This window comes from Fructobacillus sp. ESL1117 (genome assembly GCF_058508565.1).
In genome coordinates this window covers 631,609-653,807 of the sequence record NZ_CP196385.1, presented here as the reverse complement: position 1 = coordinate 653,807, position 22,199 = coordinate 631,609, and the positions used below count along the sequence as shown (strand labels likewise).

Annotated in this window: 24 protein-coding genes; 21 read left to right on the top strand and 3 right to left on the bottom strand. The window is 44.8% G+C overall.

Going from position 1 to position 22,199, the window contains the following annotated elements; genetic code table 11:
• Positions 1-157 precede the first annotated feature (157 nt).
• From ACSYSH_RS02760 to ACSYSH_RS02710, 11 genes are all read left to right on the top strand, one after another.
• The gene (locus tag ACSYSH_RS02760) at positions 158-952 is read left to right on the top strand and encodes a TatD family hydrolase (RefSeq protein WP_491702426.1); all 795 of its coding nucleotides are present in this window, start codon (positions 158-160) and stop codon (positions 950-952) included.
• Positions 945-1,529: a ribonuclease M5 gene (gene rnmV, locus ACSYSH_RS02755; protein WP_489815868.1), complete on the top strand. Its 585-nt coding sequence runs from the start codon at positions 945-947 to the stop codon at positions 1,527-1,529. Before ACSYSH_RS02760 ends, rnmV begins: the two co-directional genes overlap by 8 nt.
• Positions 1,513-2,400 carry a 16S rRNA (adenine(1518)-N(6)/adenine(1519)-N(6))-dimethyltransferase RsmA gene (rsmA, locus tag ACSYSH_RS02750; protein ID WP_491702427.1) on the top strand — a complete coding sequence of 296 codons (888 nt, stop codon included), beginning with the start codon at positions 1,513-1,515 and terminating at the stop codon, positions 2,398-2,400. Before rnmV ends, rsmA begins: the two co-directional genes overlap by 17 nt.
• A 97-nt stretch (positions 2,401-2,497) precedes the next feature.
• Entirely contained in the window at positions 2,498-2,728 is a 231-nt protein-coding gene (locus tag ACSYSH_RS02745; RefSeq protein WP_252773668.1) for a Veg family protein, read from the top strand.
• Between the two features lie 69 nt (positions 2,729-2,797).
• Complete coding sequence (locus tag ACSYSH_RS02740; protein ID WP_489815866.1) at positions 2,798-3,520, top strand: metal ABC transporter ATP-binding protein; 723 nt, start codon at positions 2,798-2,800, stop codon at positions 3,518-3,520.
• Positions 3,513-4,298 carry a metal ABC transporter permease gene (locus ACSYSH_RS02735; protein ID WP_489815865.1) on the top strand — a complete coding sequence of 262 codons (786 nt, stop codon included), beginning with the start codon at positions 3,513-3,515 and terminating at the stop codon, positions 4,296-4,298. The genes ACSYSH_RS02740 and ACSYSH_RS02735 overlap by 8 nt, the downstream gene beginning before the upstream one ends.
• Positions 4,299-4,453: 155 nt before the next feature.
• On the top strand, positions 4,454-5,287 hold the full coding sequence (gene purR, locus ACSYSH_RS02730; RefSeq protein WP_489815864.1) for a pur operon repressor: 834 nt from the start codon (positions 4,454-4,456) through the stop codon (positions 5,285-5,287).
• A 6-nt stretch (positions 5,288-5,293) separates the two neighbouring features.
• Entirely contained in the window at positions 5,294-6,670 is a 1,377-nt protein-coding gene (glmU, locus tag ACSYSH_RS02725; RefSeq protein ID WP_252773672.1) for a bifunctional UDP-N-acetylglucosamine diphosphorylase/glucosamine-1-phosphate N-acetyltransferase GlmU, read from the top strand.
• A gap of 124 nt (positions 6,671-6,794) precedes the next feature.
• Complete coding sequence (locus ACSYSH_RS02720) at positions 6,795-7,397, top strand: YdhK family protein (RefSeq protein ID WP_491702428.1); 603 nt, start codon at positions 6,795-6,797, stop codon at positions 7,395-7,397.
• Positions 7,398-7,424: 27 nt separating this feature from the next.
• Complete coding sequence (locus tag ACSYSH_RS02715) at positions 7,425-8,768, top strand: dihydrolipoyl dehydrogenase family protein (protein ID WP_489815861.1); 1,344 nt, start codon at positions 7,425-7,427, stop codon at positions 8,766-8,768.
• Between the two features lie 76 nt (positions 8,769-8,844).
• Positions 8,845-9,366: a hypothetical protein gene (locus ACSYSH_RS02710; RefSeq protein WP_491702429.1), complete on the top strand. Its 522-nt coding sequence runs from the start codon at positions 8,845-8,847 to the stop codon at positions 9,364-9,366.
• A gap of 59 nt (positions 9,367-9,425) precedes the next feature.
• Here ACSYSH_RS02710 and ACSYSH_RS02705 read toward each other — a convergent pair whose 3' ends face one another.
• Positions 9,426-9,677, bottom strand: coding sequence for a hypothetical protein (locus tag ACSYSH_RS02705; protein WP_252773676.1), 252 nt, complete (start codon positions 9,675-9,677; stop codon positions 9,426-9,428).
• A gap of 376 nt (positions 9,678-10,053) precedes the next feature.
• Between ACSYSH_RS02705 and xseA the strand changes: the two genes are divergently transcribed.
• From xseA to recN, 5 genes are read left to right on the top strand one after another with little or no spacing between them, the layout of a single operon-like run.
• Positions 10,054-11,322, top strand: coding sequence for an exodeoxyribonuclease VII large subunit (xseA, locus tag ACSYSH_RS02700; protein WP_491702430.1), 1,269 nt, complete (start codon positions 10,054-10,056; stop codon positions 11,320-11,322).
• Position 11,323: 1 nt separating this feature from the next.
• Entirely contained in the window at positions 11,324-11,551 is a 228-nt protein-coding gene (locus ACSYSH_RS02695) for an exodeoxyribonuclease VII small subunit (protein ID WP_252773678.1), read from the top strand.
• The gene (locus ACSYSH_RS02690) at positions 11,544-12,422 is read left to right on the top strand and encodes a polyprenyl synthetase family protein (protein WP_489815858.1); all 879 of its coding nucleotides are present in this window, start codon (positions 11,544-11,546) and stop codon (positions 12,420-12,422) included. Before ACSYSH_RS02695 ends, ACSYSH_RS02690 begins: the two co-directional genes overlap by 8 nt.
• Complete coding sequence (locus ACSYSH_RS02685) at positions 12,423-13,253, top strand: TlyA family RNA methyltransferase (RefSeq protein ID WP_491702631.1); 831 nt, start codon at positions 12,423-12,425, stop codon at positions 13,251-13,253.
• A gap of 25 nt (positions 13,254-13,278) precedes the next feature.
• A complete protein-coding gene (gene recN / locus ACSYSH_RS02680) occupies positions 13,279-14,961 on the top strand; it encodes a DNA repair protein RecN (RefSeq protein ID WP_489815857.1) in 1,683 nt (560 codons plus the stop codon).
• Between the two features lie 73 nt (positions 14,962-15,034).
• Here the strand turns inward: recN and ACSYSH_RS02675 are convergent, their stop codons facing one another.
• Positions 15,035-16,342: an NCS2 family permease gene (locus ACSYSH_RS02675; RefSeq protein WP_491702431.1), complete on the bottom strand. Its 1,308-nt coding sequence runs from the start codon at positions 16,340-16,342 to the stop codon at positions 15,035-15,037.
• Between the two features lie 261 nt (positions 16,343-16,603).
• Entirely contained in the window at positions 16,604-17,125 is a 522-nt protein-coding gene (locus tag ACSYSH_RS02670) for an HdeD family acid-resistance protein (protein ID WP_489815855.1), read from the bottom strand.
• Positions 17,126-17,432: 307 nt separating this feature from the next.
• On the opposite strand from ACSYSH_RS02670, the gene ACSYSH_RS02665 reads away from it, so the two are divergent.
• From ACSYSH_RS02665 to rsmD, 5 genes are all read left to right on the top strand, one after another.
• Complete coding sequence (locus ACSYSH_RS02665; RefSeq protein ID WP_491702432.1) at positions 17,433-18,710, top strand: collagen binding domain-containing protein; 1,278 nt, start codon at positions 17,433-17,435, stop codon at positions 18,708-18,710.
• 183 nt (positions 18,711-18,893) lie between these two features.
• A complete protein-coding gene (gene pepA, locus ACSYSH_RS02660; RefSeq protein WP_491702433.1) occupies positions 18,894-19,967 on the top strand; it encodes a glutamyl aminopeptidase in 1,074 nt (357 codons plus the stop codon).
• Complete coding sequence (locus ACSYSH_RS02655) at positions 19,967-21,151, top strand: FtsW/RodA/SpoVE family cell cycle protein (protein ID WP_489815852.1); 1,185 nt, start codon at positions 19,967-19,969, stop codon at positions 21,149-21,151. The genes pepA and ACSYSH_RS02655 overlap by 1 nt, the downstream gene beginning before the upstream one ends.
• 10 nt (positions 21,152-21,161) lie before the next feature.
• Positions 21,162-21,629 (top strand): YlbG family protein, encoded by a 468-nt coding sequence (locus ACSYSH_RS02650; RefSeq protein ID WP_489815851.1) that lies wholly within the window; start codon positions 21,162-21,164, stop codon positions 21,627-21,629.
• The gene (gene rsmD, locus ACSYSH_RS02645) at positions 21,629-22,195 is read left to right on the top strand and encodes a 16S rRNA (guanine(966)-N(2))-methyltransferase RsmD (RefSeq protein WP_489815850.1); all 567 of its coding nucleotides are present in this window, start codon (positions 21,629-21,631) and stop codon (positions 22,193-22,195) included. Before ACSYSH_RS02650 ends, rsmD begins: the two co-directional genes overlap by 1 nt.
• Positions 22,196-22,199: the final 4 nt, after the last annotated feature.

The window sequence follows — 22,199 nt, the reverse complement described above, 5'->3', positions numbered from 1 at the left end:
AGTTGCTGAGTAGTCTTTTTTTATCAACAGGCCACTAGTTCACATATCAGCACGGGAATTAGTATTTTTTGGTAATAATGTTTGTCTATTTCCTCACGAATTCAAAAGAAAAATGCCATCCTGTGCTAGAATAGAGGAAGTAAAAAAGGAGGCCATCATGGCGATTTACCATCCAAATGAACAACCAGCACCATCATATGACAGTCATACACATTTGAATGACGATGAACTGTACTTTGATGTGCCAGCATACTTAGCGCGGGCACATGAATTCCAAGTAGTTGAAATGAATGTTGTCGGCTATAACGCAGTTGGCAATCAACGGGCTTTAGCCATTGCAGAAGAAAATGACGGCGTTTACGCTATCTTAGGCTATCAGCCTGAGGATACACCTGATTTTGATGAGTCGGCTCTTGCGACGCTTACCAAACAGTTGGACCAAGATAAGGTTGTTGCCGTAGGTGAAACCGGCTTGGATTATCACTTTGATACCGATAAAGATGTTCAAATGAAGGCCTTTTTAGCACAAATTGGTTTGGCAAAAGAAAAGGATTTACCGGTTGTTATCCATAACCGAGAAGCCTTCGATGATGTTTACCGTGTTTTAAAGGAGCAGAAGGTGAAAAAGGCGGTCATTCATTCCTTCTCCGGTACCAAAGAACAGGCCAAGGCGTTCGCTGATTTAGGTTATTATCTTTCCTTTTCTGGTGTGGTGACCTTCAAAAAAGCGGAAGAAGTTCGAGAAGCAGCCAAGGTTATCCCATTGGACCAAATTTTGGTGGAAACAGATGCACCATACCTGGCGCCAAGTCCAAATCGTGGTAAACGCAACGAACCTGGTTGGACTAAGTTTGTGATTGATGATTTGGCCAAAACACTTTCAATGTCAGCTGATGATCTGGCAACACGAACTAAGCAAAACGCTGAACGGGCTTTTTTGAACCATGACTGACCGACCCAAAATTAAGGCGATGGTTGTCGTGGAAGGGTGGTCGGATACAAAGCGCTTAAGCCAAGCGGTTGATTGTGACACGATCGAAACCAGGGGAGCAGCCCTGGGCGAAGAGGTTATCGTTCGCATTCAAAAGGCGGCTTCAGAGCGGGGGGCCATTGTACTAACTGATCCGGATTTTAATGGAAACCGGTTACGGCGATTAATTACTGAAGCAGTGCCGGAAGTTGCTCAAGCAACAATTAGCCAGGAGCAGGGTCGGGCACAAAAGGACAATCCCCACAAATCATTGGGGGTGGAACATGCACCGTTGAGTGTTTTGTCTGCCTGCCTGGTGGCGGCTGATCGGCAAGTTGGTCGATCTCGACCGAATTCTGACATTGATCGGGACTTTCTGGTGGATTTGGGCTTAATTGGTGGGCCAACTGCCAAGGAACAACGAATTTTACTAGGGCAAAACCTACAAATTGGTTATGCTAATGGCAAACAACTGTATCATCGCCTTTTAGCCTATGGCATTATGCAAAAGCAGGTTGTGGCAGCCTTGAAAGGAAACATTAATGGAAAAGTCAATTAAAATTGCCAATCCAATGCGGACTCAAGCAATTTTAAATCAGTATGGCCTGCGGGCTAAAAAAAAGTTTGGTCAAAATTTTTTGACTGATCAAAATATTCTAACTGGGATTGTAGCTGCAGCAGAGTTGAGTAAAGAGGACGCCGTAGTCGAGATTGGCCCTGGTATTGGTGGGTTAACCGAATATTTGGCCCTGGCCGCCGACGAGGTCCTCGCCTTTGAAATTGACCGGGACATGGTCAAGGTCTTAGGTGAAACCTTGGCACCGTATGAGAATGTCACGGTTCAAAACGATGATGTCTTAGAGGTTAACTTGAAGCAAACGTTAGCTGAACATTTTGGACTGAATCGTTCGGTCAAGGTGGTTGCTAATTTGCCGTACTATATCACGACACCCATTCTTTTAGGTTTATTGCAGGCACAGATTAACTGGTCCCGACTAGTGGTAATGATGCAAAAGGAAGTGGCTGACCGCCTAACGGCTGAGCCGGGGACGAAGGAATATGGTGTTTTGTCGATTACTTTGTCTTACTACGCTAATGTTCAGACTGCCTTAACAGTGCCACGAACTGCCTTTAATCCGTCACCAAATGTGGATTCGGCTGTTGTTTCTCTAACTCCAAGAGAACCTGACCAACCAGTTGATAATCCTGATCAACTGTTCTCGCTAGTTAAGGCGACATTTGCTCATCGACGGAAGTCACTTTGGAATAATCTTCTACAACGTTTCGGCAAGGAAGAAGCAATTAAGGAGCGGCTAAAAAGTGCTCTAGACCAATCGAATATTCAACCGGGGGTTCGAGCTGAAAAACTAACCCTCAACCAATTAACGGACTTGTATTTAGCCCTGATGGAACAGGGATTCTATGCGTGATAACTGTTAACGCCAAAAACCGCAATGTTTGCTAATATTGAACTTTTGTTACTAATGTGTTATAATAGTTCTTGTTTAATGAGAAAGGCGGTCGAAAATGTCAACTTTGGAAGATATTAAGTCGCGCTTGGACGCGCACATAGGCGAAACAGTCACTGTAGTTTCTCAAGCAGGTCGTAAGAAATTTACGGAACGTTCCGGAATCTTGCGTTCTACTTTCCCATCACTGTTTGTGGTTGAACTAGATGAAGAAGCTGATTTTGAGCGTGCTTCATACAGTTACACAGACGTTTTAACGAATAACGTGGAAGTCACGTTTGCCGATTAAGGAAATACATAAAAAGCCCGTCAGGGCTTTTTTTGTTGGTCTGGTTTTAAAACGAAAGAGGAGAATGCCATGAGTGCGCAGATTGTTGTTAAAAACTTTACCGCTGCCTTTGGTGATCGTCTGATTCTAAAGGATGTTTCCTTTAAAATTGATGAACACCGCTTTACTGTCATTGTTGGTGAAAATGGAACCGGCAAGACGACTTTAATTAAGGCCTTGATTCAAGAGGTCATTGGTCAAAAACATTTGGGCCATGAAAACAAGAAACAGAAGGCGATGATTGAGGTCAACAGCCAGAGCTTGGCCTACGTACCACAGTTTCGTGATTTAGGGGATGATTACCCACTGACGATTCGGTCCTTTATCGCCCTAGGCTTAAAATCAGGGCTACGTCCCTGGCTCAATGCTCATGAAAAATCAGCCATTGAACAAGCTTTGAAGCAAGTTGACTTAGCTGATTTAGCCGATCTACGGCTATCGGATGCCTCTGGTGGGCAGAAGCAACGGGCCTATATTGCTCAAGCACTAGTCCAAGAGCCTGATTTGTTGATCTTAGATGAGCCGACCGCTGCTTTGGACGCTAACCATGCCTTAGCATTGGTAAAGAGCGTCCGCGCCTTGCAGCAAAGGCGCCAAATTGGTGTTTTGTGGATTTCACACGATACCTCTTGGATCAAAGAGTATGCAGATGGTTACCTTTGGTTATATGACGGCCAAATTCAAAGTGGTCGAGCAGCTGATTTACCAGATGCGGCTGCTTCACAACACCGCCAGGAGGTAAAATATGTTTGATCAAGTTTTTATGCAAAATGCTTTTATTGCCGGCACGGTGATTTCAATTGTTGCTGGAATCGTGGGAACTTTCGTGGTGGCTCGGTCATATAACTTCTTGAGCCATTCTTTAAGTGAAATTGCGTTTGCTGGTGCGGCCTTTGGTTTCTTTATTGGTTGGCCACCACTCTTGGGGATGGTCATTTTTACCATTTTGGCTGCGTTATCAATTGGGGGGCTTGAAAATGCCAAGGTCCGCCAGGACAACGTGACTTCTGCCGTTTCAGCCTTTGCCATCGCCTTAGGAATTCTTTTCTTGGCCCTTGGCCATACTGCCAACTCGGCGGCAACCGGCATTTTATTTGGTTCCGTGCTGGGGATTTCTCACACTGATTTGCTAATCTTGGCGGGGATGGCTCTGGGAGTCTTTGTCGTTATTTTCTTGTTTTACAAACCATTGCGCTTACTGGCTTTTGACGAGGCAGGACTATTACTTTCACGAGGGAAAAAGACCTGGTTGAAAATCCTTTTCTTAGTAGTGATGGCACTATCCGTAGCCATTTCTTCACAATTAGTTGGCTCATTATTAATCTTTGTCTTGGTTACTTTGCCGGCAGCTTCAGCCCGCTATTATCAGGGTTCTGTTGGTCGTTTGATGGCTTTATCGGTCTTCTTTGCCTTGTTCGGAACTTGGATTGGATTGGCTTTGGCCTACGTAACGAACCTGCCAACCTCTGCCTTTATTGCTGGGATTGAAGTGTTGATTTATCTGCTTTCAATTTGGTTAGCTAAGGAATAAAATGATTAGGTCAACCTTTTTGTAACAAATATTAATAAAAACCGGAGTTAAAAACGAATGTTCGTTTTTAACTCCTGGTTTTATGCTATAATAGTTGCGATGGAAATTAATACTCTGAGGAGGAAAGGGCAGCCTTTTTGCCCACAAAAATACCTATGAAAACACGTCGAGCTGACCGTTTGGTCGATATGTCGCATTATTTATTGGACCACCCGCGCCAACTGATTTCACTGAACTTTTTTGCTGATCGCTATGAAGCGGCAAAATCGTCAATTTCCGAAGATTTGTCAATCATTCGCCGGACCTATAAAGCACGTGGAACAGGTGAAGTCAAAACCTATCCAGGGGCAGCCGGAGGAGTTTACTATACACCCTTAATGGCAGCTGGCGAAGCCAAAGACTTTGTTGATGGTATTTGCCAAATTGTCAATGATGAATCTCGCGTTTTGCCGGGCGGCTATGTTTACTTATCTGATTTGTTAGGACAGCCAAATGTCTTACGACAGACCGGACGATTGATTACAACTCAGTATGTTGGGGAAGAAATTGATGCAGTGATGACCGCTGCAACGAAGGGAATTCCTTTGGCTCAAGCAGTTGCTGACCAGTTAAATGTGCCTTTTGTGATTGTTCGTGATGATGCTAAGGTGACCGAAGGCTCGATGATTTCAGTTAATTACTTGACTGGGTCCTCAAAGCGCGTTGAAAAGATGGCCTTATCTAAGCGGTCTTTGAAGGCCGGCGCCCGCGTCTTGATTGTCGATGACTTTATGAAGGCTGGCGGAACCATTCAGGGAATGCAAACTTTGGTCCGCGAATTTGGTGGTACTGTTGTTGGGACAGCTGTCTTTGCTGAAGGTCGGTCAAATGTCCGTTTGTTAGAGGATTATACTTCTTTGTTGCACGTTGAAACCAACTTGGACTCTGGTCAGTCGATTAGTGTGCAGCCAGGAAACTATTTTGCAGAAATTTATCAAGGTAAGGAATAAGAAACGATGCAAGCCACAAACGTTGTCATTTTGGCGGCCGGGAACGGTTCGCGGATGAAATCAGACCTGCCAAAGGTCTTGCACCAAGTTGCCGGTCGGGCAATGGTTGATTGGGTAGTTGCTGCGGTGGCACCATTGAAGCCAAATAAAATTTTAACGGTCACCGGCGTCGGGGCCAAGCAGGTTCAAGACCACTTAGCCGGGAAGACCGACTTCGTTGTTCAAGAACAGCAATTAGGAACCGGTCACGCTGTCTTGCAGACGAAGCAGGCATTAGCTGATAACCAGGGGGCGACACTGATTTTATCAGGGGATACGCCACTCTTTACAACGGAAACGCTGCAGGCGCTTTTGGATGAGCACGCTCGGACCAAGAATGCTGTTACGGTTTTGACGGCCTTTGCAGAAAATCCAACGGGTTATGGTCGGATTGTCCGTGGTGAGGACGAAATGGTCTTAAAGATTGTTGAGGAAAAGGATGCGTCCGTCACGGAACGCCGTATCCAAGAAATCAATACAGGTGTTTACATTTTCGATAATCAACTCTTGTTTCAAGCTCTTTCTCAGGTTGGTAATGATAATGTTCAAGCCGAATATTACCTGCCTGATACGCTCGACATTTTGCGGGAAATGGGGCAACAGATTGGGGCCTACCAGACGATGGACTTTTCCGAATCGATGGGGGTCAACGATCGCGTTGCCTTGGCTGCAGCCAATAAGATTATGCGAATGAGGATTAATCAGGGACACATGCAAAATGGTGTTGAATTAATTGATCCTGATAATACCTATATCGATGCAGGTGTTCAAATTGGCCAAGACACGGTGATTGAAGGCAACGTGACCTTGAAGGGAAAGACGGTGATTGGTCAAGAAAACGTTTTGACAGCCGGCACCCGAATTGAGGATTCAACAATTGGGGATGAAAACATTATTACTTCCTCGCAACTTGAAGAAGCACTAGTGGGAAACAAGACAACAATTGGTCCCTATGCTCATCTGCGGCCATTGGCTGATATCAAAGACCAAGCACATTTGGGAAACTTTGTTGAAGTCAAGAAGGCAACAGTTGGCCTTGGAGCTAAAGTTGGTCATCTTTCTTATGTTGGTAATGCTCAATTAGGAGCAGATGTGAACGTTGGGGCCGGAACGATCTTCGTCAATTACGACGGCGTGAATAAATTTGATACGATAGTCGGTGACCGTGCCTTTATCGGATCAAATACGAAGATTATCGCCCCCGTGACTTTAGCTGATGAAAGCATCACGGCAGCGGGTTCAACGATCACAGATGATGTTAACTTTCATCAAATGGGTATCGCGCGTAGTCGACAAGCAAATAAAGATGATTTTTGGGACAGAATGCCCCATAAAAAAGGATAGGGAAACCTATTCTTTTTTTATTTGGAATAAAAAGACATTCCTTGCCTATATAATTGAATTTGTTTATAATTAAAACGTTGTTATTTAAACTATACCAATATGAAAGTCGAAGAAGGAGCAGAAAATGCAGAAGAAAACAATTGGTTGGTTATTGGCCCTGGGACTAGTCTTTATCTTGGGTGTGGTGCTGGTTTTGGGAATGGGAAAAAAGGATAAGCGCCATACCCAAAAGATGACCATGTCTAGTAGTCAGATGCAGATGTCCTCATCATCAGCGATGGTCATGTCGTCTTCGATGTCTGGCATGGACATGGATGAAAGTTTACCAACTGATTTACCAAATGCTAATCAACCGAAGTACCCGGTTGGCTCAAAGATTACTTTAGAGGCTGACCATATGACGGGAATGAAGGGCGCTAAGGGAACTGTCGTGGCCGCCTATGCTGTCAAACTCTATGAGGTCGATTACCAGCCAACTAATGGCGACAAAAAGGTCAGCGGTCACAAGTGGTTAACCAAGGAAGACTTTTCTGACATGATGGATCACCAAGTAGGTGATATGGTCACGTTAACAAGTACTCATATGGCCGCAATGAAGGGGGCTAAAGCAACCATCACAAAGGTGGTTAATGGTCCTGCTTATGTAGTTAGCTATCAGCCAACCAATGGTGGTAAGATGGTCATAAATCATAAGTACTTGGTTGAAAGCGAAATCAAGTCTCGATAATCGAGTGAAATGAAAGGATGGAACGCAATGGATTTTTCAGTACTATACATTGGCAGCGGACAGGCAAGCTGGAACGGCGCGGTCCCACTGGCTAAGTCTGGCGCTAAGGTGGCCGTGATTGAAGAAAGCCAATACGGGGGTGTGTGTTCGAATAAGGGTTGCAATGCCAAGATTATCTTGGATAAGCCTTTGGAATTAATTAACCGAGTCAAAGACCTTCAGGGTCGGGGCATTGATGGTGTCCCAACTGTTAACTGGGAAGATTTGATGGCCCACAAGCACGAATTGATTGTGCCACAGGATGCCCACGGCAAGGAACGGTTGGATAACGTTGGCATCACGACAATCACCGGCCATGCCGAGTTTGTTGATTCACATACGGTTGCTGTTGATGGCACAACCTACACGGCCGATAAGATTGTCATTGCTACTGGGTTACGTCCCCACGTCTTGGATGTCCCAGGCCATGAACTTTTTGAAAATTCGACTGACTTTCTTTCCTTGCCACATATGCCCAAGCATGTAACTATTTTGGGTGGTGGCTTCGTGGCCATTGAATTTGCGACGATTGCTAACGCTGTGGGGGCTCAGGTTGATGTGATTACCCGGTCAAACCGTTTATTGCGTCAGTTCCCGGCCAAGTATGTGGCCGAAGTCCAGGCTGATTTGAAGGCCCGTGGTGTTCGCTTTATTCCCGATATGAACATCAAGAGCGCTGAAAAGAGTGCGGCTGGTCAAATTACCTTGACCGGCGACCATGAGTTCCAATTGACAACTGACTATGTCTTGGATGCAACCGGCCGCGTGCCAAACCATGATCAGTTGAACTTGGAGGCAATCGGGGTCGAAGCCAACCAGCGTGGGATTGTGGTAAATGAATACTTGCAAACGTCGGTTGAAAATATTTATGCAGCCGGTGATGCTGTTGACAAGCAGATACCAAAGTTAACGCCAACCGCAGCTTTTGAATCCCGATATTTGACTGCTCGTTTTAAGGGAGACAACGACGGACCAATTGCTTATCCAGCAATTTCAGAAGTTGTCTTCACCTCACCAAGAATTGCCCAGGTTGGGGTTCACCTTGACCAGGCCTTGGCAGAACCTGATCGTTATGAGGTTGTGGAAGCCTCTTATGATGGTGACTGGTATCGTCAGGTAGAAAATGAGCAGGGGGCGAAGCTTTCACTGATTTTTGATCAGAACAGCAAGGCTTTGGTTGGCGCAGCGGAAAAGTCGAATAACGCTGACAATACCATTAATACGATTGTGCCTTACATTCAAATGAAGATGACTAAGGAACAGTTGAACGACTTAGTTTATGTTTTCCCATCAATCGAGTACACTTTGCAACGGCGCTTGCCACTCGTCTGATTTTGATAAAAGTGTTTAATGAGTATAGCGGATTATGCTATACTTTTTTTATTAGAAATAAGGGGAGTGACAGACTATGTCAATCAATGGCCAAGCCATTATCGATCAAATTGAAGAGCAAAATTATGTTCAAGAAACCTTAGCAGTCAAGGATGGCCAGAGCATTGATTTAGATGCCCTTTTTTCAGCTTTTTTGCCTCTAGCCCAAAAAGAAAATTTGGCGATGGCAAAGGCAGATATTGACGGTGGCATTGAGGAGGGGGGCACAACTTTTTCTTTGGAAGTCAACGTGATTAACTTGCCATTGCGTTATGCCAACCAGGAGAAGAAATTGGTTTATACCGATCAGGACTACGACCTGCAGGTTTATACAATCGTTGATAACCCAAACGTCTCCAAGTCACGGTTAAAGATTGCTAAATTGTCTTCATTAGCAGCCCTGCTAGATGACAGTGATGGCGTCTTTGCCAAGGCAGCTGCCTGGTTCGATGACCAGCTGCAGGTTATCATGGAAAATCAGCAACAAGCCGAGCAGGAGGCTGTTGAAGAACCTACTAAAGCAGACGAAGCTGATGCAAAGGGTGTTAGTAAAAAATAAATAAAAACAGCTTATAACACCTGCTTTCTAGCGAAGTACAGATGTTACAAGCTGTTTTTTTACTCCAATCTGATTTTAGCAGACAAGTGGTAGGAAGCATGGTGCTTTTCTACGGTGGCCTTTAGAATCTTTGGATTGGCTGTATGGGCTTGGGAAATTAGTTCACCGAGGTCGTAAGCCTCAATGACTTCCTTGACCAGGTCCTTTGGACTTTGGTCCATGTCGGGGACGGCTAAGTCTTCCCAGTCACGGTCTTTTGCCGGGCCCATTTGGACCAGTTCTTTTGTTTTAATCTGTTCAATGATAATCATGTGCCTATTATACGGTTTGCCAGTTTGCCTGTAAAGCACTGGTTTGGTTGGGGATGCTTGCTTTTTGCCGAGGACTCTGGCATAATGAAAGTATGCGATGAGTCGAATGCGTTTTTAGAACGCACACGCGGCCTACTGTATTAAATTACCAGCCACGGATTTGGCGTAGGTGATAATGGTATTGTGGAATGCCATTATCTCACCATGACTAACAGTCTTTGACTGTGGTGACGTAGACTTACTTGAACTTTGTTCAAGTCGCCCGTCAGAGCGAATCTGGCATGCCAAACTAAGCAGCTAACTTCGGTTAGCTGTTTTTTTATTGAATGATTTCTCTGGTATAATATGAACTAAGAATGCGTTCTAGGAGGCCTTAATGGCAGATTCGTCACAGTACCTGACAGTTGGTGCGTTAACCGGCTATTTGAAAGCAAAATTTAACCGTGATCCATACTTGGCCAAGGTTTATTTAACGGGAGAAATTTCAAACCTAGGCAATCGAAAGGGGCGCCACCTGTATTTTTCTTTGAAGGATCCAGATGGTAAATCAGTCATTCGAGCAACGATGTTTTCCTATGCGTCAAGATTGAAGTTTGAGCCCAAGGAGGGGATGAAGGTTCTGGCAATTGGTCGAGTGCAGATTTATGAACCATCTGGTTCTTACTCGATTATTTTAGACCAAATGACGCCTGATGGTATTGGTGACCTTTTCTTAGCCCTCAATCAGTTGAAGGAAAAATTGAGTCAAGAAGGACTGTTTGCCCAAGAAAAGCAGGCCTTGCCATTACTACCCAAAAAGATTGCCGTGATTACTTCACCCACGGGAGCTGTGGTTGAAGACGTTGCTAAGACGGTTGAACGGCGCTTGCCGGATGCCCAGGTAATCTTGTTACCGGCGGTTGTCCAGGGTGAAGGGGCGGTGCCATCGTTACTGAATCAGCTGAATCGAATTGACGACCTTGACTTCGACACGGTCATTATTGGACGAGGTGGTGGGTCAATTGAGGACCTCTGGGCCTTTAATGATGAAGCTCTGGTACGTAAGGTGGCGGCATTAAAAACACCCGTGATTGCTTCGGTTGGTCATGAAACGGATAATACGCTGGTCGACTTGGTTGCTGACCGCCGGGCAGCAACACCAACGGCAGCAGCAGAACTCGCAACACCGGTGACGCGGCAAAACATCCTTGATCGCTTGTTTGAGTTGAAGACACGCTTGGTGGTTGCTGGACGGCAAACCATTACCCAACGTCAGCAGGTCTTAGACCAAATTGTCAATCGCCCAATTATGCAACAACCAGACCGATTATACGCCGCCTACCAGCAGGAAGTTGACCAATTAACGAGTCGCCTTGGTCGTGGCTTTAATCGTCAGCTCGAACAAAAACAATACCGCTTTCAACAGGCAAAAAATGGCCTAGTCAAAGAGCAAAAGCAATTGTTACGACCTTACCAGGAGGCTCTTTCCCTAGCCAGCACGAAGTTGGACTTGGTGTCACCACTGAAAATCTTAGCGGCGGGTTACACGATTGTGAAGGGACCAAAAGATCAGGTTATCAAGCAAAAAGCTGATTTACAAGTTGGGGACCAGGTCCACTTAACTTTTGCGGATGGTGAAGTGCCCGCTCAAATTACAGGAGAATAAAATGGCTGAAAAAGTATCATTTGAAGATAAGTTAAAACAACTCGAAGTTATCGTATCGGCTTTGGAAAAGGGCGACCGTCCCTTGGAAACCGCTTTAACGGACTTTCAGACGGGCGTTTCCTTGGCCAAGGACCTGCAGAAAACCCTGCAGGATGCTGAAAAAACTTTGGCTAAGGTTATGGATGATGATGGCAATTTGACTGATTTGGAACTAACCAACCATGACTAAATTTAACAATTTTTCAAAAAAATATCAGCCACAGGTTAATGCGGCTTTAAAAGCTGAGGTTGATCAGCAAGGACCAAAAAAGTCCTCCAGTGACTGGAAACAGATGCTGACCTATGCACTCTTAACACCCGGAAAACGCTTGCGACCATTGTTAGCCTTGGCCGTGATTGATTCCTTTGGCCAAGAAATCACGGTGGATGCCATTCAGGCTGCCACGGCCCTTGAGTGGGTTCATGCTTATTCCTTGGTCCACGATGATTTGCCGGAAATGGATAACGATGCCTACCGTCGCGGACAACTAGCTGTTCATGCCCTTTATGGCCCAGCCAGCGCCGTTTTGGTGGGGGATGCGTTGCAGACGGGAGCCTTTGCTCTCTTGACCGCTCTGACGGGCGTGAATGCCGAGCAAAAGGTCGCCATGGTGGCAACGTTAGCTGAAAAAGCTGGTGCTAACGGGATGGTTTTGGGTCAGGTCTTAGATATGCAAAATCATGATATCAATGAGGACCAGGTCGCCTTAGCAGCTGTTTTGGATCAAGTCTACCAAAAAAAGACGGCTGATCTCCTCCAAGCGGCTGCTTTGATTGGTGGCCATTATGTCAACCTTGCTGCAAAAGATTTGAACCATTTGGCTGATTTTGCTGGCGCATTTGGCCTACTTTTCCAAATTCAAGATGATTTGGCTGATTATGATCAAGATCAAGAAGAAGGCGTTGTCTCCTTGGTTCACTTAGTTGGGCGAGACCAGGCGCATGAATTGGTGGTCCAGTTAACAAAGCGGGCTAAGCAGGCTCTTTCTGATTTAACTCAGGAAAATGAAAACTTTGATTCAGAATTATTAACGAGCCTTTTGGCTAAAATTGGAGCGTAAATCGTGGCAGTAGCAAAAGAACGTGTGGATGTCTTACTCGTCCAACAGGGACTCTTTACCTCTCGAGAACAGGCAAAGCGAGCCATTATGGCCGGGCAAATTCTTGGCGAAAATGAGCAACGGCTGGATAAGGCGGGTGAAAAGATCCCGGTTACAACTGAATTACACTTTAAGGGTGAACCATTGCCCTTTGTTTCGCGTGGTGGCTATAAATTAGTAAAGGCAATCGAGACTTTTGGCCTGGCCATGGCCGACCAAATTGTTTTAGACATCGGTTCTTCCACGGGTGGTTTTACGGATGTGTCGCTGCAAAACGGTGCTGCTCATGTGTATGCCTTGGATGTTGGGACCAACCAGTTGGCTTGGAAGCTGCGAATTGATGACCGTGTGACGGTCATGGAAAATACTAATTTTCGCTATGCTAAGTTGGTTGACTTTTTGGAGGGCCAACCTACGCGGGCAACTATCGATGTTTCCTTTATTTCTTTGTCGCTGATATTACCGACCTTGAAGGACATTATTGCCCAGGGTGGAGAAGTGGCAGCCTTGATTAAACCTCAATTTGAAGCGGGTCGAGAAGCAGTTGGGAAGCACGGCATCATCAAGGATCCCGTTGTTCACCGTCAGGTCTTGGCTGCAACTTTGCCAATGATGGTGGAAAATGGCTTTACCGTTGCTGGTTTAACCTACTCACCAATAAAAGGTGGGCAGGGAAATATTGAATTTTTGGCTTGGCTCAAGCGGTCTGATGAGGCTCAAATTGATTCAAGTGTTGCGATTGATGAAGTAGTTGCTGCTGCCCATGGCCAGTTAGACCAGGCTGGCAACTGAAACTGACTGGTAGAAAGGATGCAGGATGCTTGAACAATTAACCATACAAAATTTTGCGATTATTGACCAAGTTGACTTGTCATTTGACGACCAATTAACCGTTTTAACGGGTGAGACAGGTGCCGGAAAATCAATTATTATTGATGCTTTGGCCATGGTCACCGGTGGCCGGGCCAGTACGGAAATGATTCGTAAGGGGGCCGACAAGGCCGTCTTACAGGCCGTTTTTTCCCTTGTAGGCGACCGAGCTGCTGGCTTACGAGAACAATTGAGTGCTGCTGGGATTGAACTAAGTGACGACCAAGTTGTCATTTACCGCGAGTTTAACCATAAGGGGCGGTCAATTGTGCGGATTAACGGGGTGATTGTGCCTCTCAAGGTGCTGTCTGAATTTGGGGCTCAGTTGGTTGAAATCCAGGGCCAGCATGATACCTCACTGCTGTTAAATCAGGACCACCATTTAGACCTGTTGGACCAGTTTGCCGAAACTGATTTAAGCCGGTCTAAAGACGAATATCAAGGGCTTTTTGACCGTTATCGTGATCTGACCCGCCAGATTGATCAACTAAAAAATCGAAGGCAGGATATTAACCAGCGGTTGGACCTGCTGTCTTTTCAGCAAGAAGAGCTGAAAGAAGCCAACCTACAACCGGGAGAAGAAGATCGGCTCTTGGCCGATCGGAGTAAGCTCGCAAACCATAAAAAGATTGCGGATGCCCTAGACCAGGCACAGCAGGCCTTGAATCCAGGTTTGGATGGTGGTGCGATTGACCTTTTGGCTGCCGCTCATCAAGCAATGACCCAGGCTGCCTCCTATGACCAAGACTTTGAAAACTTGGCTCAATCGTTGTCCGAGGCCTACTATGCTGCGCAGGATGCTGGTCGTGATTTAGACGAGGCAGTTTCTGATTTGACCTTTGACGAGGGGGCTTTGGTGGAAATCGATGATCGTTTGCAGGTTATTCATAACCTAAAGCGGAAGTATGGCGACTCTGTCGATGAAATTTTAGCCTTCCAGCAAAAGGTTGATCGCGAACTAGCCGATTTAGATGGTGGCTCTTTTGATTTGGAATCATTGACAAAGGAAAAGGAAGCGATCAAGAAGAAAATTGTTGCCGCTGCTCAAGCACTGACCAACAGCCGACAAAAGGTGGCTAAGAAGTTGGAGAAAGCAGTTAACCGTGAGTTGGCAGACTTACTGATGGAACAAGCCTATTTTGAAGTTCAATTCACCCCCGTTACAGGCTTTTTGCCTAGCGGAGCAGACAGGGTTGCCTTTTTTGTTCAAACCAACCAGGGGGAAGGAACGAAGCCACTAGAAAAGGCAGCTTCCGGTGGTGAGGCTTCACGGCTGATGTTGGCTTTAAAAACGATTTTCATTGCCCAACATGGCCTACCAACGGTTGTCTTTGACGAAATTGATACTGGTGTTTCTGGTCGAGTTGGTTCCGCCATTGCTAAGAAGATGCAAACAATTGCCGAGAAGACTCAGGTCATGGCCATCACCCATTTACCCCAAGTGGCCGCAGCGGCTACCCACCACTTCTTGATTGAGAAGTTTAATCTGAACGATCGGACGGTGACACAGGTTAAAGATCTGCCGGAAAATCAACGTGATCAAGCGATTGCGATGATGCTTTCTGGTAATCAGGTAACCGATGCCGCCCTGGCGAATGCCAAGGATTTGCGGGCAAAGGCCCAGGGATAAGATTGATAAAAGCAAAGAAAAAGCGTTGGAAGATTAATTCCAACGCTTTTTTTGTCGTCAGCATCAAGCCGATTTAGCTATGAGTTGAGTACAAGAATAAGACGAAAATAACGGCTAAGAGGTACATCAACCAGTTAACTTCCTTTGCACGCTTTGTAGCAACCATCGTGATTGGGTAAACGATAAAGCCAAGGGCAATACCATCTGAAATTGAATAAGTTAATGGCATACCAACAACAACCAAGAAGGCCGGTGCGGCAACAGCCAAATCATCCCACTTAATCTTTTGTAAGTTCTTGGCCATCATGATTCCAACGATTACCAAAGCAGGGGCAGTCACGGCATCCGTTACCACTGACAACAATGGTGAGAAAATCAGGGCAGCGAAGAAGAGCAAACCAGTTACAACCGAAGTCAAACCAGAACGGCCACCAACGGCAATTCCTGATGATGATTCAACGTAAGCTGAAGTTGGTGAAGTTCCCAAAACTGCACCGGCGGTCATTCCAACGGCATCGGCCATCAAAGCCTTACCGGCACGTGGCATCTTGTTGTTTTCCATGAAGCCAGCTTGTTCGGCCAAGCCGATCAACGTTCCAGCCGTATCGAAGAAGGTCACAATCAAGAAGGTCAAGACGACAACCCACATTTGGAAGGTATTGATGTGACCGAGGTAGTTGATTGATTCTCCAAAAGTTGGCTTTAAGGAAGGAACAGAACCAATGATTGAACTTGGCATCTTAATCAAACCGAAGATGAAGCCAACAATTGTTGTACCAATCATCCCAACGAAGATGGCAGCTGGTGTGTTAACGGCCAGCAAAACTAAGGTCAAGACGATTCCAAAAATAGCTAGGAGCGTGTTGGCGTTGGTCAATGAGCCCATTGCAACCATCGTATCCTTGTTGGCTACAATCAAACCAGCATTGTGCAAACCAATGAAGGCGATAAAGAGACCGATTCCAGCAGCGATAGCAATTTTCAAATCCGAAGGGATGGCATCGATGATTTTTTCACGAATCTTAAACATGGTTAAGAGCAAAAAGATAACGGCAGCAACTAGGATACCAGCCATTGCAGTTTGCCACTTGACGCCCATACCAATAACAACGGAATAAGCGAAGAAAGCATTGACACCCAAACCTGGGGCAATTGCGATTGGGTAACGGGCCACCAGACCCATAAAAATTGTCGCAATTCCAGAGGCTAAGGCAGTGGCCGTAAAGACGGCCCCCTTGTTCATACCAGCATCACCAAGGACGGTTGGATTCAAGAACAGGATGTATGACATGGCTACAAAAGTAGTCAAGCCGGCGACCACTTCTTTTCTGAAAGAAGTGTCCAGTTTTTCAAACTGGAAATATGACGAGAGAAAGGACATAAGTGACTCCTTATAATATTTTTCCTACCTGAATATTTTAGCAAGAAATGTTTGCTTTGTCTGAGTGAAATGAACAAAATTCCTCAATAAAAACGAACATTAAATGAAGTTAAAATTAATTGTTCGCCGTTTATAATTTTAAATTTTAATAATCGTCATTTCAATCTCAGAAAAAGGAGTAAATCGCCTATCTCTGGGAGTTTCTTTTTTTTTTACGGAATCGATGCTAATTTGATCGAATATTGTGATGTAGTAAAGAATTTAAAAACGGAAAAACATCAAAAGCCGGTAGACCCCAAGAACGATGAGGCTAACCCCTAACCATATCCACAATAAGGCCCCACCAAAGAGAGGGCTAGCCATCAACAAGACACCGGCAATAAGATGCAAGACAGCTGAAAAGCTTAGCCAAGATTGGTGATCAACGAGGCGGCTAACGACCGAAAGTTGGATAACACCCTCAAACAACCAGGCAATTCCTACCATTAGACCAACAACCATAAAGACAGAAACTGATGCAACGTGCATATTAATAAAGATAATTAAACCAGCCAAAATATAAATAAATCCCAGCAGACTAGCACCAATCTTGTTCCAACCAGTTAGTGCGGTGTTTTTGATAGCATGAACAATTTTAAATAAACCGGAAGCAACCATCATGACACCAATGATAGCCGCAGCAACGGTTGCCGTATCGGTGGGTAGAACGACAACTAAAAGACCAAAGATAATGGCTACAAGGCCATCAATCCCCATAAAGTAGCGTAATGAATGACTCGACATAATTTTCTCCTTTTTATTGCTTATATGACTATTATAACGTTATTGTGTAGCATTTGAAATAAAAAAATCATTAGTTAAAAAGTTCATTTTGGGATAAAAATATTGATACTATACCCTAGATACTGATGTGATGGCTTAAAATAGTAATAATAGGCCCTAGGAAGCAATAGCTAGACTTAATTTTTAGTTTTAAAAAGAAACTTATTTGGATTAAAAGTGTCATATTTAAGAATTAAATGTTAAAATATTGGTAATTATTGTTGCTTATATGACAAAAAATCATGAGATGACTTAAGTGAGGATAGTTATGAAAACGATTGATTTTAAAAATGGGTCTTTACTGGTCTTTTTTGCTAGTTTCTTGTTAATGCTCGGAATCGGTGTTGGGCCGGCAATGACAAAAGTTTCTGCTGGAGATGTTTCTTCGGCCTACATTACCAGTGCTTCTGTTTATAAAACCAGTAATCATCAAACAGATAATTTTGATCCTTACGATGATTTAACGGTTCGATGGAATTTCGACATTCCTAAGGGGGCTGGCATTGCGACCGATCAACCCATTACAGTGGTGGTTCCTGACGTTTTTCAGATACCAAATTCGCTTGATTTTCAAATTCATGAGCAAAATGGTGGCGTGATTGCCAATGCTCATCTGGATAAGAATACCCGAGAAATTACGGTCCATTTCACCAGCGATGGTGCTGCTGCCAATGTTAGTCGTGCCTTATCTGGCTATTTCGAAATTAATTCTAACTGGGATTTGTCTAAAGTTTCCTTGAATACGAAAAACACCATTAATTGGCAACTGGACCACAGCGTTGTTCCCGGTGCTAGCACCGATATTTACATCAATCAGGGGAGTGCTCCTGACAAAACCGAAGTTCTATCAAAATTTGGCTGGTTTGATTTGAAGGATCCAACACTGTTGCATTGGAAGGTTCGAATTAACTATCGTAAGCAAAACATTCAAAATGCGGTAGTTGTTGACCAGTTGGATGGTCATTCAACCTTTGTGCCAGATAGTTTTGGTTCGACGGTTGACTCATCTGATGGTGGGGCGTTGCCGGTTGATTTGTCTAGATTAACGTTGGATTCTGATTCTAAGTTCCATATTGATTTTGGAGATATTAATCAAACCTATGTATTGACTTACGAGACCCGTTTGAAATCAGGTGCCCAGGCTAGTTCGTACGGAAATACCGTTAATTTGACTGGTGATAACTTGTCAACACAATCTAAGACTGTGATGGTTGAAAAGATTGATGGTGGTGGGAATGCTTCTCTTGGACCAAGCACGCCGTCAAAACCAAGTACGCCAAATTTAACTCCAGAAACTGGCACAACAGTCTCTACGCCAGTAGACAAAAAGTCACAACCAGCAGCTACCAGCCAACCAAGAAGATCGCAAGCCAGCACAGCTGTACCTGCTTTTGCACCAGCGGAAATTGCGGCACAACCGGTTGCCAAGGTTGCCTTACCAAAGACTGCTCGCTTTGTAGCTAGTCACTTTCAGGCTTTCATTTTGGCTGCCATTGCTGTGTTTTTGACCAGCCTGACGTTGATTTTGAAAAAACAGAAGCGTTGATCATTTTGCTTATTATAACTATCAATCCTCGATAAAGTCCTTATCGGGGATTTTTGATTGTCTTTTCAAAAGTTATCTGCCAAGGAGACTTCAGCTTTTTCAACGAAGCTGAAACTTTGCCAGTCCCCCTCAACTAAGCTATAATAAAGTAACTTTTATATTAAAAACCTTGAGGAGGGCGTTATGGATCAACATACTTGGGAGCAACTCGTCAAATATACGGAATTGCAGGGAACATCTGGTCAGGAAAATCAGGTTCGTCAAGCATTCAAACAGGACTTAACGCCTTTAGTTGACGAGGTTTACCAAAACAAGCTTGGTGGTGTTTTTGGTGTGAAAAACCAACAGTCCAATGGTCCCCGTGTGATGTTTGCTGCTCACATGGATGAAGTTGGCTTTATGGTCTCTGGCATTCTACCAACCGGGGCTTTGCAAGTGGTTGCCTTGGGTGGTTGGAACCCCATGACTGTTTCTGCTCACCGCTTTACACTCTTTACCAAAGATGGCCAATATCCAGTGGTATCATCTTCTGTTTCGCCACACTTGTTGCGTGGTCAGGCGGGTGGTCAAGGACAATTGACGATTGATGATATTCTTTTTGACGCTGGTTTTGAATCTGCTGACCAGGCCCAGACTTTTGGCGTTCGTCCAGGAGACTTTATTGTGCCAGCCACCAAGACAGCCCGTCTTGCTAATCCTAACCGGGCGGTTTCCAAGGCCTATGATAACCGCTTTGGTATGGTAACAATTTTATCTGCTCTAGAAGAATTGCAAGGAGTGGAAACGCCAAATACTTTGATTGCCGGGGCAAATGTTCAAGAAGAAGTTGGTCTTCGCGGATCTAAGCCTGCTGTTAATCAGTTGAAGCCAGATGTTTTCTTTGCAGTGGATTCTTCGGCAGCAAATGACGTTGATGGTACGGTTGGTCGTCAAGGAGTCATGGATCAGGGAACGCTGATTCGCGTTTTTGATCCGACAGTTGTTACGTCGCCTCGCTTAAAGGAATTTATTTTACAAACAGCAGAGGATAATCATATTCCTTACCAATACTTTGTTTCAAAGGGTGGCACTGATGCTGGTGGCGTCCAAGGTCAAGGCTTCGGTCTTCCTGCTGTTGCTTTGGGTGTAGCATCTCGTTACATTCATACTCATGAAACGGTTTGGTCAATCCCTGACTTTGAAGCGGCTCAGGCCTTAGTGGTAGCGATTGCAAAGTCCTTAGATGAAAGTGTTTATCAAGATATTTTGGAGCGGTAATGTTTAAAAAGCTAGAACGTTTGGATTACTGGATTGCGGTGCCTTATGCCGTGCTATCGGCCATCGGGATTGTGATGGTCTTTTCGGCGACCCAAAATGCTTATTTATCACCCATTATGTCTTTTTCAAAGCAGGCGATATTTGTGATTGTGGGTTGGTCAATTGCCTTTGTTACTTTCCGATTGAATCGCTCTATTTTGCGATCACAAAGCGTGCTCAATTTTTTAATGGTTGGAACCACCGGTTTACTGATTGTCGCACGTTTAGCACCGGCCATTAACGGGGCTCATGGGTGGATTAACCTGGGACCGGTGACCTTGCAACCAGTTGAGCTATCAAAGATTGTGCTGATTTTGTATTTTGCCCATTGGTTCGATAAAAAGCCCTGGTTGCCACGAGCAGGCCTCAGGCGTCAGATTCGTCAATGGACCGCTCCTGGTATGTTACAAAAGCTCTTTTTACCAGCCGTAATGTTGTCGATGAACCTTTTAATGCCCGATTTGGGCAACCTATTTATTACTTTAGCCGTCTTGTTAATGATGATGATGGCAGCGGGAATGTCCTCTCGGGCTTGCGCCATTTGGTTACTTCTATTCTTTATTGTCTTGGTCTTTTTGCCGGATATTATCGGCTTTTTCCATCTAGGAAATTCGTCTTCTTATGCCATCAGACGTTTGACAAACTTTGTCAATCCTTGGCATAACGTTGACCAGAGTCGGCAACTATTGTACTCTTACTACGCAATTTCGCATGGTGGTTTGTTTGGTGTCGGACTAGGAAATTCATTGCTGAAGCCTTACCTGCCAGAATCTAACACTGATTTTATTATGGCTGTTGCAGCAGAAGAATTGGGAGCCTTGGCCATCTGTCTAGTTTTGTTGATGGTATTAATGTTAATCGGTCGTTTAGTCTATTTAGGAATCAAGCAAAAGGGGCAGTATAATCGTCTCTTCTTGTATGGGCTTGCCAGTCTCTTATTAATGCAGTCCTTTGTTAACTTGGGCGGCGTCTTGGGATTATTGCCCATTACTGGGGTTGTTTTCCCCTTTATCTCAGGTGGTGGTTCATCCTTTGTCTTTTTCTCGGCAGCTATTGGCATTGCCTTGAACGTCTCGGCCAAGGACAAGGAACTAATCCAACCAAATCCGCAAGATTATGCGGCACGAAGGGAATTAAAACGTTAAGATGTTTACCATGAAAGAACGCCGAGCCGTGTATGTTTTTTTACGCGGTTTGAAGCATATTGAACAATTAAAAAAATTCGGTGATATTAGCTACATTTCTAAGAGAATGGGCTATGTTGAACTTTATCTGGATGAAGTTGATGTTGAAAAAACGATTGATAAGCTGAACCAGTATCGGTTTGTTAAGACAGTCAAAGTTTCACCGCGGCCCGATATTGATCCTGATTTGGGTGATGTCCATGATGATGTTTTCTTTGAAGCTTACGATCAGACCCAAGAAGATACTGGAAAGGATCAACCTGACGCAAAAAAAGCGAAGGCAAACAATCAGGGAAAAGACCGGGAAACTAAAAAAGCGACAGCTGGCCAAGCCCAAAATCAGCAAGGGAAAAAAAACGGTCGCCAGGGTCATGAACAGCAGGATGGCCAAACTGTGCACCAGAATCAAGAAACGGCTAAAAAGGGAGGAAAGTCCTAATGCGTGTGATTGCAGGAAGGTTTGGTGGTCTGCGCTTGGATGCCGTCAAGGGACGGGAAACACGGCCAACAACGGATAAAATTAAGGAAGCTATTTTTTCGATGTTGATGCCTTATATCAATGGTGGCCAGGTGCTGGACTTGTATGCTGGGACGGGTGGTCTAGGTATCGAAGCAGTTTCACGGGGGATGGACCATGCAGTCTTAGTAGACCGCCAGCGAGCGGCCATCGAAGTCATCGAGAAAAATATTGATAAAACCCATGCTGGAGAGGCCTTTACGGTCTTGAAGGTCCCAGCCACTGCTGCTTTAAGTCGTTTAGCCGGTCAAGGAAGGTCTTTTGATTTGATTCTACTGGATCCACCGTATGCTCAGGAAAAGCTAAAGGCTGATTTGACGGCAATGGAAGATGGTGGGTTGCTTGCAACCGGGGCCATTATCATGATTGAATCCGACCAAGTTGCTGATTTACCAAAGACAGGTCCTAACTTAAATTTATTGAAGCAAAAGGATTATGGGATTACTCGAGTGAGCCTTTATCGGTACGAACCTCAAGAAAAAAAGTGAGTGG

Excerpts from the sequence above, each read along its gene's own strand:
- ACSYSH_RS02760 (WP_491702426.1), top strand. The coding sequence starts at position 158 with ATGGCGATTTACCATCCAAATGAACAACCAGCACCATCATATGACAGT.
- rnmV (WP_489815868.1), top strand. The coding sequence starts at position 945 with ATGACTGACCGACCCAAAATTAAGGCGATGGTTGTCGTGGAAGGGTGG.
- rsmA (WP_491702427.1), top strand. The coding sequence starts at position 1,513 with ATGGAAAAGTCAATTAAAATTGCCAATCCAATGCGGACTCAAGCAATT.
- ACSYSH_RS02745 (WP_252773668.1), top strand. The coding sequence starts at position 2,498 with ATGTCAACTTTGGAAGATATTAAGTCGCGCTTGGACGCGCACATAGGC.
- ACSYSH_RS02740 (WP_489815866.1), top strand. The coding sequence starts at position 2,798 with ATGAGTGCGCAGATTGTTGTTAAAAACTTTACCGCTGCCTTTGGTGAT.
- ACSYSH_RS02735 (WP_489815865.1), top strand. The coding sequence starts at position 3,513 with ATGTTTGATCAAGTTTTTATGCAAAATGCTTTTATTGCCGGCACGGTG.
- purR (WP_489815864.1), top strand. The coding sequence starts at position 4,454 with ATGAAAACACGTCGAGCTGACCGTTTGGTCGATATGTCGCATTATTTA.
- glmU (WP_252773672.1), top strand. The coding sequence starts at position 5,294 with ATGCAAGCCACAAACGTTGTCATTTTGGCGGCCGGGAACGGTTCGCGG.
- ACSYSH_RS02720 (WP_491702428.1), top strand. The coding sequence starts at position 6,795 with ATGCAGAAGAAAACAATTGGTTGGTTATTGGCCCTGGGACTAGTCTTT.
- ACSYSH_RS02715 (WP_489815861.1), top strand. The coding sequence starts at position 7,425 with ATGGATTTTTCAGTACTATACATTGGCAGCGGACAGGCAAGCTGGAAC.
- ACSYSH_RS02710 (WP_491702429.1), top strand. The coding sequence starts at position 8,845 with ATGTCAATCAATGGCCAAGCCATTATCGATCAAATTGAAGAGCAAAAT.
- ACSYSH_RS02705 (WP_252773676.1), bottom strand. The coding sequence starts at position 9,677 with ATGATTATCATTGAACAGATTAAAACAAAAGAACTGGTCCAAATGGGC.
- xseA (WP_491702430.1), top strand. The coding sequence starts at position 10,054 with ATGGCAGATTCGTCACAGTACCTGACAGTTGGTGCGTTAACCGGCTAT.
- ACSYSH_RS02695 (WP_252773678.1), top strand. The coding sequence starts at position 11,324 with ATGGCTGAAAAAGTATCATTTGAAGATAAGTTAAAACAACTCGAAGTT.
- ACSYSH_RS02690 (WP_489815858.1), top strand. The coding sequence starts at position 11,544 with ATGACTAAATTTAACAATTTTTCAAAAAAATATCAGCCACAGGTTAAT.
- recN (WP_489815857.1), top strand. The coding sequence starts at position 13,279 with ATGCTTGAACAATTAACCATACAAAATTTTGCGATTATTGACCAAGTT.
- ACSYSH_RS02675 (WP_491702431.1), bottom strand. The coding sequence starts at position 16,342 with ATGTCCTTTCTCTCGTCATATTTCCAGTTTGAAAAACTGGACACTTCT.
- ACSYSH_RS02670 (WP_489815855.1), bottom strand. The coding sequence starts at position 17,125 with ATGTCGAGTCATTCATTACGCTACTTTATGGGGATTGATGGCCTTGTA.
- ACSYSH_RS02665 (WP_491702432.1), top strand. The coding sequence starts at position 17,433 with ATGAAAACGATTGATTTTAAAAATGGGTCTTTACTGGTCTTTTTTGCT.
- pepA (WP_491702433.1), top strand. The coding sequence starts at position 18,894 with ATGGATCAACATACTTGGGAGCAACTCGTCAAATATACGGAATTGCAG.
- ACSYSH_RS02655 (WP_489815852.1), top strand. The coding sequence starts at position 19,967 with ATGTTTAAAAAGCTAGAACGTTTGGATTACTGGATTGCGGTGCCTTAT.
- ACSYSH_RS02650 (WP_489815851.1), top strand. The coding sequence starts at position 21,162 with ATGAAAGAACGCCGAGCCGTGTATGTTTTTTTACGCGGTTTGAAGCAT.
- rsmD (WP_489815850.1), top strand. The coding sequence starts at position 21,629 with ATGCGTGTGATTGCAGGAAGGTTTGGTGGTCTGCGCTTGGATGCCGTC.